Source organism: uncultured Algibacter sp., from assembly GCF_947495675.1.
Taxonomy (GTDB): domain Bacteria; phylum Bacteroidota; class Bacteroidia; order Flavobacteriales; family Flavobacteriaceae; genus Algibacter_B.
Genome location: NZ_CANLZX010000003.1, coordinates 220,293 through 233,447, shown reverse-complemented (window position 1 = coordinate 233,447; position 13,155 = coordinate 220,293). Strand labels below are relative to the sequence as shown.

Here is a 13,155-nt window from a genome sequence, read left to right as displayed (position 1 = left end):
TTATGAAAAGAACTACGCGTTTTTTAATGTTTACCGTAGCAATGCTGTTTTCAGTAGTTGTTATGGCACAAAGTACAATCTCTGGTACTATTGTAGAAAAAGGAAGTAATATCCCTCTACCTGGTGCAAATGTTATAGAGAAAGGTACAACTAATGGTGTTACTACAGATTTTGATGGTAATTTTACTATTAAAACAAAATCTTCTTCTGGAGATATTGTAATATCTTTTATTGGGTACAATTCTAAAACAATTGCTTTTACTGGTGATTCTAGTTTAGGAAAAGTATCTTTATCTTCTAGCCAAGTAGGTTTAGAAGAAGTTCAAATTATAGCTTCTGTTGCAGTTGATAGAAAAACGCCTGTAGCGGTTTCTACTGTAAAAGCAGCTGATATTGAGTTAAAATTAGGAACACAAGAATTTCCTGAAATCTTAAACTCAACTCCAGGTATTTATACCACTAAAACAGGTGGTGGATATGGTGATGCTAAAACTCGTATTAGAGGATTTCAATCTGAAAACGTAGCGGTAATGATAAACGGTATCCCTGTTAACGATATGGAGAATGGTGCTGTTTATTGGTCTAACTGGGCTGGTCTTGGTGATGTTACATCTTCAATGCAAGTACAAAGAGGACTAGGGGCATCTAAAGTAGCTGTGCCTTCAATTGGTGGAACTATAAATGTTATCACAAAAACATCTGATGTAGAAGAAGGAGGGAATGTTTTTACTTCTGTTGCAAATGATGGTTACAAAAAATTTGGTGTTACTTACTCAACTGGATTAAGTGAAAAAGGTTTTGCTGCAACAGTTTCTGCTGCTAAAACAGATGGAGACGGTTATGTAGATGGTACAGAATTTAGTGGAGTATCTTATTTTGTAAACCTATCAAAAGAAATTAATGATGCACACAAATTATCATTTACAGCTTTTGGTGCAAAACAACGTCACGGCCAAAGACAAAACAGGCAGTTAATTTCTACTTACGACGCTAGTGAGAGTGGTAGAAAATTTAATGCAGATTGGGGTTATAAAAACGGACAAGTAACGCATCAAGAAGATAATTTTTACAATAAACCACAAATGTCTTTAAACCATTATTGGGATTTAAATGATAATACTAGCATCTCAACCGTTGCTTATGCATCTTTCGGTTCTGGTGGTGGAGGCGGTTACGCTGGTGAATATAAGTTTGCTGTCGATGGAGAATATAGAGATGGTTTATACCAACCAATTAATTTTGATAAGATAGTTGATGAAAATATTGCTGCTGGTGCAAATGGATCTGAAACAATTTTAAGAGCTTCTCGTAACGACCATAATTGGTATGGTGTATTATCTACATTAAAAACAAACTTAACAGAAGATTTAGTTTTGTTAACAGGTTTAGACTATAGAAACTATAAAGGAATTCACTTTCAAGAAGTAACAGATTTATTAGGAGGACAATATTTCTTAGATGATAATAATGTTAATAATCCTAATGCCGCTTTACAAGTAGGTGATAAAAGAAGTTATTATAACGACGGTTTAGTAGGTTGGTTAGGAGCATTTGCTCAATTAGAATACGATGTTAACGAAAGCTTTAATACGTTCTTATCTTTAGCAGCTTCAAATACATCTTACCAAAGAGTTGATTATTTTAATTATTTAGATAGCGACCCGTTACAAGAAACAGATAAGTATAATTTCTTTGGTTATAGTGTGAAAGGTGGTGGTAACTACAGAATTGATGGAAATCATAATGTATTTGCAAACGTTGGTTATTTTGAAAAAGCACCAGATTTTGATGCTGTATTCCAAAATTTTGATAACGAGCACATTAATGAAAATGCAGAAAATCAAAAAATTATGAGTTTCGAATTAGGGTACGGTTACCGTAGTGAGAAGTTTTCTGCAAATGTTAACTTATACAGAACAACTTGGAGTGACAGAACAGAAACTGTAAGTTTCCAACAACCAGATGGTACAAATGCATTCGCAAATATTTTAGGTGTAAATGCACTTCACCAAGGTTTAGAAGTAGATTTTAAATATAAAGCTACAGAAAAGTTAGAGTTTACAGGTATGGTATCTTTAGGAGATTGGACTTGGGATAGCGATGTAACTGGTGTAGATATACTTGATGAAGACCAAGAACTAATTACAACCGTAGATTTATTTATTGAAGGTTTACACGTTGGTGATGCTGCACAAACAACTTTAGCTTTAGGAGGTAAATATAAAATTACACCTAAGACAAAATTAATTGTAGATTATAATTTCTTTGGAGATATTTATGCAGATTATGATCCTAGTGATCGTGGTGAAGATGGAGCTCCAGATGCATGGAAATTACCTGATTATGGATTGTTTGATGCAATAATTAGCCACGATTTTAATTTTGGACCTTTTGATACCACTTTAACAGCTCGTATGAATAATATATTCGATACAGAATATGTTACAGATGCTTTTGATGGTACTGCAAATACTGCACTTGTATACTACGGATTTGGAAGAACATTTAGTATTGGTGCAAAACTTAATTTTTAAAAAACTTTGAAAATGAAAAAAATAATTTATAGTTTAATGATTTTAGGTGCAGTCTTTACAGGTTGTAATCCTATGGAAGATATTTATAACGATCTAGATTCGCAAGAAAGAGCTGGAATTGATTTTATTAAAGCCGAAGAAACTTATACTTTTACTTCTGAAGATTATGCTTTATATGAAAAAGAGTTAGACTCTGTAGAGTATTTTATGACTCAAGATTTAGCAGATCAAGTAATACCAGACTTTTTAGCAGATAAATACCCTGTTTGGGGAGAAGGTTCTTTAGTTAATGTTACTTATGATTTATATGATGAAACTCTGTTAGAAGTAATGTCTACTACAGAAACATTATCAAATTTAAATGAAGTTGATGGTTACTTAGGTACTAACTATGAAACAGCACTTAACGGAACTTTTGTAGAGTTAACTTATAATGCAGATATATTATCTTATACATTATCTGATGATGATTTTGAAACTATTGGTAATGCTTTAAGTGCTGCATATCCAGAAGCTACTGAAAGTGCAATTAGATTTCAAAATTTTGATAGAAGATCAGATAGAGATGCATATTGGTCTGATGAGATGTTATTAGAAGGATTTACAGAATTATTAGGAGGCGAATATAACCTTGGTCAAGTTGTAGCAATTACATTTGCTATTTATGATGGTGGTACAAACTTCTCTGAAACATTTACAGTTCAATATAACGGATACGGGTTTACAAAACTAGACGTTGAGGCAAGTGGAACAACTGCAACAGAATATACATTAACTGGAACAGATTATGATATGATAGCTACCGATTTAGGAGCTACATACCCAGGTCCTGCTGAAAACTTAGGACGCTTTGGTAGCTTTGATGTTAGACCTACTAGTGATAATTACTGGAGTGAAGATATGATTCTTGAAGGTTTAAATATTATTTTACCAATGGCAACAGAAGGTGATGTTTATGCTGTAACTTATGCTGTTTACAATGGTTCTGTTGCCACAGAAACTGTAACCTTATTATATACAGCTGGAGCCTATGTTCCTAATGCAACTATTGTAGAAGTTACTACTGTAGTCGCTAAAAACGATGGCGATTGGCAATTCCCTTATGTGTTTACTAAAAAAGATTTCGATTCATTCGGGTTTAGATTTCCAAACTTTAGTAGTAGTAATATCTACATCTTAGATATCTTTTTAGAAGGATTATTCCCTTATGCTCAAGCAGGTGATGTAGCAATGGTTCAATATGATTATTTCTCTGGATCTACAAATGCTAAATACGGACACAGTATTTTTGATGGTGATAAATGGACTTTAACTCCAGATATTATTGAAACATCTTTCCAATATGGTTTTGAAGATGGTGTATGGGTACCAGATAATACTATTAACTATACATTACTATCTGCAGATGTGGCATTTATTTCAGATGCTTTTATAGATATTTATCCTGGACCTGCAGATAACGTTGGTTTCTTTGGAAGTTTTGATAGAAGAGATGGAAGTGATAATTACTGGAGTGACGATATGTTGATAGAAGTAGCTAATGTATTATTAGACTCTATAGACCCAGGTGCTCTAGAAGGTCAAAAATATGTTTTAAACATGGTAGTTTATACAGGTGCAACAGGTATTGAAAGCATTAGTGTTATCAAAACAGGTGGCGTTTGGGTAGCAAACTAAAACCTTAATTCAATTTTAAAAAACCTCTTACTAACACTAAGAGGTTTTTTTATCTTTATATAAAACTTTTATTATGAAATATGTTTATCTTTTTTTAGTTGTATTACTTTTTGGATGTGGCGGAAGTGATGATGGTGTTGAAGAAAATCCTCCAGTTGCAGCCAATGATACAGCAATTACTTTAGAAAATACATCAATATCCATAAGTGTTTTAAATAACGATACACTTACTAATAATGCAATGCTTACCGATTTTGATGCAACCTCAGTTAATAGCGGGACAATTAACGAAGCTTCTAACAAACTAATATATACACCTGCGAATAATTTTACTGGTACAGATACATTTACATATACAATTTGTGATGGTTTAAGTAATCCAAATTGTGCAGTAGCAACTGTAACTGTAACAGTTTCAGATACAGGAAATCCAGTTGCTGAAAATGATACTTTTGAAGTCACAGAAAATACCACAACAATATTTACAACGCTTTTAGATAACGATACTATAGTAGATGGAGCTATATTAACTTCTATTGATGCGACATCAAGTACAGGTATTGTAATTTTAAATAATGATAGCACAGTATCTTATACAGCAATGAATGGTTTTTCTGGAGAAGATACATTTACATACACATTGTGTGATAATGATGCAATAGCAACTTGTGTAACAGCAACAGTTACAATTAATGTATTAGATGAAGGTGTACCAGTTGCAAATAATGATGCTGTTAATATTTTTGCAAACGCAACATCTAACACATTAAATATCTTAGAAAATGACACAGTAATTGATGATGCAGTAATAACAGCAATAGATAATGCTTTAACTCAAGGAACAGTTGTATTAAATGCAGATGGTACTGTTAGTTATTCTCCACAAACAGATTTTACTGGTATAGACTCGTTTACCTATACCATTTGTGATGACGATTCACCAACCCCAACATGCTCTACAGCTACAGTTACTGTTACAGTAATTGCACCTTTAGACTTTAACATACCTGCAGAAATTATAGATTATTATAATGATGTTATTTTTTCAGAAGATGGCGATTTAATGTTTGATGAATTAGAAGATCTTACAGTAACTAATCATACCACTATTCTTGCTTACACACAACGACATAATTATTTATATCTAGCCGACGCCGATTTAAGTAATAGTGATAATGTTATTTTAATGTATTCTGGTGAAAGTAGGTATTGGGAAGAGTATACTTCAGGTTCCAACGCATACTCACCACAAACATTTAATACAGAGCACATATATCCACAATCATTATATGCAGGAGGAGATGGTGGTGCTGAAAAAGATGAAATTGTTAAGGCAGATTTACATCATTTAAGATCTTGTGATGCAACAGTAAATAGCGATAGACTTAATTATGCTTTTACAGACGGAAGTGGAACATATAAGCTTATAGGAGAAAAATGGTTTCCTGGTGATGAATGGAAAGGAGATGTTGCTAGGATGATTTTATATTTAAATATAAGATACGGAGAATCTTTTAATACAATTGGTAGTTTAGAGTTGTTTTTAAAATGGAATCTTGAAGATCCTGTTTCTGCATTCGAAGAGCAAAGAAATAACGTTATTTATGCTGCACAAGGCAACAGAAATCCGTTTATAGACAATGCTTATCTAGCTACATTAATTTGGGGTGGTGATGCTGCGGAAAATAAATGGAACTAAATAATATTTTAAAACCGCTTTTTAACAAAGCGGTTTTTTTATGCTTTTAATTATTACATTTGCTTTTAATAAAAATAAAGAATCATGTACGACGTTGTAAAATCACTTCACTCTTATTGGGCTTATTTAGTGCTCCTAATTTTAATAATTGCAACAGTAAATGCCATTTTTAAGACAATTGGCGATAAAGAATATGGAGCAAACGATTTTAGAAAATCATTATTTGCACTTATAGTGTCTCATATTCAATTACTAATTGGGTTAGTATTATATTTTGTGTCACCAAGATTGCAACTTTTTAGCGAATCTGGTATGGGCGAAATAATGAAAGATTCTATAAATAGATTATATTTAATAGAGCATCCTTTAATAAACATTATTGCTGTAGCATTAATTACAATTGGCTACTCAAAACATAAAAAGAAACTAACATCTAGCGCTAAATTAAAGACCATAGCAATTTTCTATACTATAGCATTAGTCTTATTTTTATCTAGAATTCCTTGGAGTACTTGGTTGGGATAGAAACACTTAATTAACCGCTTTAATTAGGTACATGTAAACTGGAAAATGGTCGCTAAATCCATTGCTAAATCCACCATCAGACCAACTTCTATATGGGTACCCTTTATAGGTGCCTGTTTTGTGAATTAAATAACGTTTATTAAAAATACCAGCTTTATAATATCTAAAGGAAGCATACTCTTTTTCTACTAAAGGTTTTGTTATCATAATTTGATCAAATAAACTCCACGAATCTCGGTATGCTGTAGTCCCTAATCCTTTTTTATAAAAATTTGTAAATGGATTATAAATACCTTTTAAACCTACTTTACGTTTTTCATTTTTTGCTTTTAATACAGTTTTTACACTTGCATTATTGGGGTTATCGTTTAGATCTCCCATAATAATAACTTTAGCATAAGGATTAATCGCTTGAAGCGAATCAACAATACGTTTATTTAGTTTTGCAGCTGCAACACGTTTTGGTCTACTCTTGGATTCTCCACCACGTCTAGATGGCCAATGATTAACTATAAGGTGAATTAAATCACCATCTAATTTTCCACTTACCAACAATTGATCTCTAGTATAAATCCTTTTTTTGTTTTCATCATCATAAATTTTTAAAATATGAGAACTTGAACTAATTGGTGTGAATAAGTTTTTTTGGTATAATAGTGCAACATCTATTCCTCTAATATCTGGAGAATCATAATGAATTATAGCATATTGTTTTTTAAGTAAAGCGGAATCATTAACAAGATCTTCTAAAACTTCTTTATTTTCTATTTCGCAAACACCTAAAATAGCTGGTGTATTATGAGTTATATCCTTACCAATCTCAGATATAACACGCGCCATATTACTTATTTTTTTCTTGTATGCTTCTCCACGATTAGTTTTAAGTTCCATCATTGGACTATACTCATCAAATTTCGTAGGATCATTTATGGTATCAAATAAATTCTCAAGATTATAAAAGGCAACAGTATGTATTTTAAATTTTTTGTCTTGTGCATTTAAATTAATAAACAGACTTAAAAATAAAATTGGAATACTAAATTTTATAAATTTCATGTAATTATTTATAGATTTTTTTCCTCATTGCTATAATACAAAACTTAAGCCAAAGTTACGATTTATAATAATTGTTGTAAATTCCTGCGAGAAACTTGTTACTTTTTAATATTTTATGTGTCTCATAATTATTATGAATAAAATAACCCTCATTTTTTTATTCGGATTTTTTTCAATTTCCATAAATGCTCAAAACACCTTAATTAAAGGTAGTGTTATAGATGCTGTAAGTTTAGAACCTATTGAAGGAGTTACTGTAACAATTCAAGATTCTGGAGCAACTCAACTTACAAATGCTTTAGGAACATTCATTTTTAAAGAAAATATTCCCTTAGGAGAACAAATTCTAAGAATTTTCAAAACTGGATTTATTTCTAAGCGCTATCCTATAACTGTAAATGAGGGAGAAACTGTTAATATAACAGATATGGTTTTAGAAAGAGATCCTTCTCTAACCGCAGATTTATTTACTATTACTCTTTCTGATGATGAGTTGAATGACGATGTTAGTGGCGCCGATAATATTTCAGGGCTGTTAGCATCGTCACTAGATGTTTTTCAAAGAACTGCAGCTTTTGAGTTTAGTTCCTCATTCTTTCGAGTACGTGGTTTAGATTCTAATAACGGGTCTGTTCTAATCAATGGCATCGAAATGAATAAAACCTATAACGGAAGGCCACAATGGAGTAATTGGGGTGGTTTAAATGATGTATTGCGTAATCAAGAATTAACATGGGGACTAACACCATCAAATTATAATTTTGGTGGCGTTTTAGGAAGTACAAATATAAATGTTAGAGCTTCAAAGGCTAGACCAGGTAGTAGATTAACCTATTCGTCTTCAAATAGAAGTTACACTAATCGATTCATGGCAACTCATGCTTCAGGGTTATTAAAAAATAATTGGGCATATACAGTTTCTATAGGCAGACGCTGGGGAAATGAAGGCTATCAAGATGCAACAAATTATAACTCTAATTCTTTTTTTACTTCCGTAGAAAAGAAAATAAATGACAACCACAGCCTTAATTTAACCGCTATGTATACGCCTAATCGTAGAGGTAAATCATCTCCAAATACTCAAGAGGTTTTCGATTTAAAGGATATAAAGTACAACGAATATTGGGGCTGGCAAGATGGCGAAAAACGAAATTCTAGAATTAAAGAAGTTAATGAGCCTATAATTATGTTGAATCATTATTGGAACCTAAATAGTAAAACAACTTTAAACACAAATATTGGCTACCAATTTGGGAAATTAAGCAACAGTCGTTTAGATTATAATGGTACCGATTTAATTGATGGATTTCCTCAAGGAGGCGGTGCAAACCCAAGCCCAACGTATTACCAAAAGTTACCTAGTTATGCCGAACGTAATTTTCCTGATGATTTAAGTGTTGCTTATAAAGCTTTAAAAGCATTTCAAGATAATGGGCAAATAGATTGGAATGCTATGTATACTGCTAATATTGGAAATGCCAATAACGGAAGGAATGCCATTTATGCATTATATGAAGACCGGGTAGATGACACTCAAATATCTGTAAATTCTATTTTAAATAATGAAATTAATGATAATGTTATACTAAATGCAGGTATTCACTTTAAAGCTTTGAAATCTGAAAACTTTGCTCAAGTTTTAGACTTGTTAGGTGCTTCAACCTATTTAGATGTTGATGGTTTTGCAACAGAAATTAATGAAGCTCAAAACGATTTACTAAACCCAAACAGAATTGTTGGCGAGGGCGATAAATTTAAATACAACTATAATCTTTTTGCAAACGAATTAGGTATTTATGCACAATCTCAATTCACGTATAATAAAGTCGATTTTTACGTTTCTGGAAGTGTGAAAAACACCCAGTATCAAAGAGAAGGAATTTATCAAAATGGAGGTTTTCCAGATAATTCATTTGGTAAAGGAAACAAACTCAAATTTATAGGCTTTGGGGCAAAAGCAGGATTAACATTTAAGCTAACAGGAAAACATGTGTTCGATTTTAATACGGGTTATATTTCAAGAGCACCATCAATACAAAACACGTATTCAAATTCTAGAGAAAATCATAATACGGTTCCTAATATTTCAAATGAAAATATAGCATCTTTAGATGCGAGTTATATATTCCGTTCGTCAAATGTAAAAGCAAAATTAACGGGTTATTATACTAAAATTTCTGATGCTAGTGAGATATCTTTCTTTTTTGCCGATGGTATTGGTGGCGATAATACAGCCTTTGTTCAAGAGATTTTACAAGGTATAGACAAAAAACATTTTGGAGGAGAATTAGGAATAGAAGCGCAAGTTACACCAACAATTAAATTGAAAGGAGCAGCAGCGGTGGGGCAATTTACATATGCTAATAATCCCAATTTATTTCTATCTACAGAGCCAGATGCTGAGGCTGAAGCCGCTGGATTTGTAAACGGATTTAAAGATTTTGGGCAATCAAACCTAAAAGGGTATAAGTTAGCGTCTGGTCCACAACAAGCATATTCGGTGGGTTTTGAGTATCGCGATCCCGATTTTTGGTGGTTTGGTGCTACTGTAAATTTTTTCCAAAATACGTTTGTAGATGTTAGCCCATTAACCAGATCGTCAAATTTTAATACCGATTTTGATGGCAATGTGTTTAATGATTACGATGAAGATTTGGCAAGAGAATTATTGCAGCAAGAACGTTTTGATGATTATATGTCGGTGAATTTGGTAGGCGGAAAATCATGGAAAATTGGCAAATACTATGTTGGATTCTTTGCAAGTATTAATAACCTATTAGATGCTGTTTATAAAACTGGTGGTTTTGAGCAAGGTAGAAATGCCAATTATAGAGAATTACGAGACGATAAAGCTTTAAATTCTCCTGTTTTTGGCCCGAAATATTGGTATGGTAGAGGTGCAACCTATTTTCTGAATTTAAATGTAAGATTTTAAAAAACATATTATGAATAATATTTATAACATTAAAAGAATATCGTTAGTCATTCTAATTCTTTTCTTAGTTTGGTCTTGTGTTAAGGATGATGATTATAGTATCCCAGATATTTCTGTAACAGAACCAAGTATTCCACAAGAAAAAATAACAACATTCAAAGCTATTAAATCACTTTATGAGCAAGCTGTAAATGGTGGTAATTCTACCGTGGTTATTGATGATGAAACCGATTTATATATTGAAGGTTATGTGGTGTCTTCTGATAAATCAGGGAACTTTTTTGAAGAATTAATCATTCAAAATAAAACAGATGATAGTAGTACTGATAGCGACCCAAGACTAGGTTTTAAAATTGATATTAATGTGAGTAGTTTGTCTGATACCTATCAATTTGGGCAAAAAGTATATGTAAAAATGGATGGTTTAACCATTGGAGAAACTAGTGGCGTTATTACCATTGGAAAAGGAGATGCGGTTCAAGTAGAACAAATTCAACCCGCTGAATATAAAGATATTGTTATTAGAAGTAATGAAATAGTCTCTATAACACCTAAAATTTCAGGTTTAGCAGATTTAAATGAAAATGATGAAAACACTTTAATTCAATTAGATAATATGCAATTAAATCGATTTGAATTAGGGGCAACTTATGCAAGCGAATCTTTTGATGAGTTCGATGGGCTTCGTTTATTAGAAAGCTGCGATTCTGGTATACAAATGATTATGCAAACCAGTACCTTTTCTGATTTTAAAACCTTAATTGTGCCTCAAGGACAAGGTAGTATTTTAGGTATTTTTAGTCGAGATTTTAGAGATAATTTTAATGTGTTAGTTATTAATAGCTCTGCTGATGTTAATTTTGATAGCGAAACACGATGCGACCCTAAGGAATTAACTTGTGGATTAGCACCTACTGTAGGTTCAGGAAATATTTTGTATGAAGATTTTGAACCTCAAAAAAATAATAAACCAATAGCGATTGATGGTTGGACAAATTATATAGAAACAGGTACAGAAGCTTGGGAAGGCTATTCGTCAACATCATCAAATGCATCATTAGGGCGTTCTGCTAGATTTCAATCTAGTAGTTCTGGAGATATAAGTAATATAGGTTGGTTAATTACACCAAGTATAAATTTAGATGCTCAAGATGGCGAAACGTTGCGTTTTAAAACGTCTAATAGTTTGGCTGATAGTAGTTATATGGAAGTATTATATTCTGTAGATTGGGATGGAACCGAAGCTAATGTTACCTCTGCTAAATGGGGAGTGTTATCTGCCGCTTATGTAGTAAAGGATTCCGATTCTTTTGTCGAGTGGTTTAGCTCTGGAAATGTCGATTTATCTTGTATTACAGGAATAATTCATATCGCATTTAAATATACAGGAAGTGGGCAAGATACGTTTGATGGTATTTATGAATTAGATGAGATTAGTATAGATTATGTTGAATAGTAAAACTTTAGTTTTACCTTTGGCATATTAAACAACTAGATGACAACATTCGATTCCTTATTTTTTCATTTCTTCCAGCATTACAAAACCAAAAAAAGTAAAAATGCTAATAGTATTGCTACGTTTTACATAACTGTTTTACAATGTAGTTTGCTATTACTTTTAGGTGTGTTTTTTGCCGGTTTTTTTAGGCAAATGCATGTCAATACAATGTCGGCCCCAAAAGCATGGACCTTATTTGTATTGGTCACTATTTTTCTTTATTTCAAAAACTGGATGCAATACGGCGGCAGAAAACGAAAAGTATTAAATGCAAAAATGCTTAAAAAGAAAAAACTGTCTTATAATATTTGGTTACTTTGGTTATTTCCTGTTGCTATTTTAGGATTAACATATATTCTTTATCAAGCAACGTAATTATTTTTTTAAAATCATATATACAGGGAAGTGGTCACTATAGCCACCTTTGTATTTAGGGCCAACATAAGTTCTAAAAGGAGACCCTTTAAAAGGACCTTTAAAAAGTTTCAGAAAATCTTCGTCAAAAATATTAGCTTTAAAAAATTCGAATTCATTTTTAGAACTCTTAAAAAAGTTGGTAGATACTAAAATTTGATCGAAAGTAAACCATTGTCGTCTATGCTTTACAGAACCACGAGTAAAAGAGCGCAAAGTTTCCATAGGATTAAATAAATCAAATTCATCTACTAAACGTTTAAGACTATTGTTTTGTGGGGTATCATTAAAATCGCCAATAACTATAATTTTGGCGTGTTCTTCATTTTGTTTTATAGATGAAATAATCTCGCTTACTTTTTCTGATGATGCTAAACGTTTAAATTCAGTTTCCTTTTCACCTTCACGTCTAGAAGACCAATGGTTTACAATTACATGTACTTTTTCATTATCTAAAATACCAGAAACTAATAAAACATCTCGAGTGTAATCAGGTGTACCATCATCATCTATTAGGCTTACAGCAAATGCTTCAGAATCTAATACTTTAAAAGCAGTAGTATCATATAACAAAGCAACATCAATACCGCGTTCATCTAAAGAGTCAAAATGTATATAATCATAATTACAATGCTTTAAATGCTTAGAAGCCATTAAGTCTTTAATAACTGTAGCGTTTTCAATTTCAGCTAAACCAACTAGTGCTGGGTGTTTTCCCGTTTCTCGTCTCCCAATATTAGATATAGCATAGCCAATTTTTCTTAACTTATTTTGGTAACGTTTTGGTGTCCAGTTTTTAATAGAACCAGGTAAAAAA

9 protein-coding genes are annotated in these 13,155 nt (G+C 32.1%); 7 read left to right on the top strand and 2 right to left on the bottom strand.

Annotated features, from left to right (window positions below):
* Window positions 1–2: 2 nt before the first annotated feature.
* The 4 genes from Q0842_RS03650 to Q0842_RS03635 all read left to right on the top strand — a co-directional run bounded on the left by Q0842_RS03650 (window position 3) and on the right by Q0842_RS03635 (window position 6,435).
* Entirely contained in the window at window positions 3–2,534 is a 2,532-nt protein-coding gene (locus Q0842_RS03650) for a TonB-dependent receptor (protein WP_298494442.1), read from the top strand.
* Window positions 2,535–2,546: 12 nt separating this feature from the next.
* Window positions 2,547–4,211, top strand: coding sequence for a hypothetical protein (locus Q0842_RS03645; protein WP_298494440.1), 1,665 nt, complete (start codon window positions 2,547–2,549; stop codon window positions 4,209–4,211).
* 73 nt (window positions 4,212–4,284) lie between these two features.
* Window positions 4,285–5,910 (top strand): Ig-like domain-containing protein, encoded by a 1,626-nt coding sequence (locus Q0842_RS03640; RefSeq protein WP_298494438.1) that lies wholly within the window; start codon window positions 4,285–4,287, stop codon window positions 5,908–5,910.
* Window positions 5,911–5,994: 84 nt separating this feature from the next.
* A complete protein-coding gene (locus Q0842_RS03635; RefSeq protein WP_298494436.1) occupies window positions 5,995–6,435 on the top strand; it encodes a hypothetical protein in 441 nt (146 codons plus the stop codon).
* A gap of 6 nt (window positions 6,436–6,441) precedes the next feature.
* On the opposite strand, the gene Q0842_RS03630 is transcribed toward Q0842_RS03635, so the two are convergent.
* Entirely contained in the window at window positions 6,442–7,491 is a 1,050-nt protein-coding gene (locus Q0842_RS03630; protein ID WP_298494434.1) for an endonuclease/exonuclease/phosphatase family protein, read from the bottom strand.
* 133 nt (window positions 7,492–7,624) lie between these two features.
* On the opposite strand from Q0842_RS03630, the gene Q0842_RS03625 reads away from it, so the two are divergent.
* Genes Q0842_RS03625 through Q0842_RS03615 form a run of 3 tightly spaced genes read left to right on the top strand, consistent with a single transcriptional unit; the run spans window position 7,625 to window position 12,299 of the window.
* Window positions 7,625–10,426, top strand: a complete 2,802-nt coding sequence (locus Q0842_RS03625) for a TonB-dependent receptor (RefSeq protein ID WP_298494432.1) — start codon at window positions 7,625–7,627, stop codon at window positions 10,424–10,426.
* Between the two features lie 10 nt (window positions 10,427–10,436).
* Window positions 10,437–11,882, top strand: a complete 1,446-nt coding sequence (locus Q0842_RS03620) for a DUF5689 domain-containing protein (protein WP_298494429.1) — start codon at window positions 10,437–10,439, stop codon at window positions 11,880–11,882.
* Window positions 11,883–11,921: 39 nt separating this feature from the next.
* Complete coding sequence (locus Q0842_RS03615) at window positions 11,922–12,299, top strand: hypothetical protein (RefSeq protein WP_298494427.1); 378 nt, start codon at window positions 11,922–11,924, stop codon at window positions 12,297–12,299.
* Here Q0842_RS03615 and Q0842_RS03610 read toward each other — a convergent pair whose 3' ends face one another.
* Window positions 12,300–13,139 (bottom strand): endonuclease, encoded by an 840-nt coding sequence (locus tag Q0842_RS03610; RefSeq protein WP_298494482.1) that lies wholly within the window; start codon window positions 13,137–13,139, stop codon window positions 12,300–12,302. It abuts the gene before it with no gap.
* Window positions 13,140–13,155: the final 16 nt, after the last annotated feature.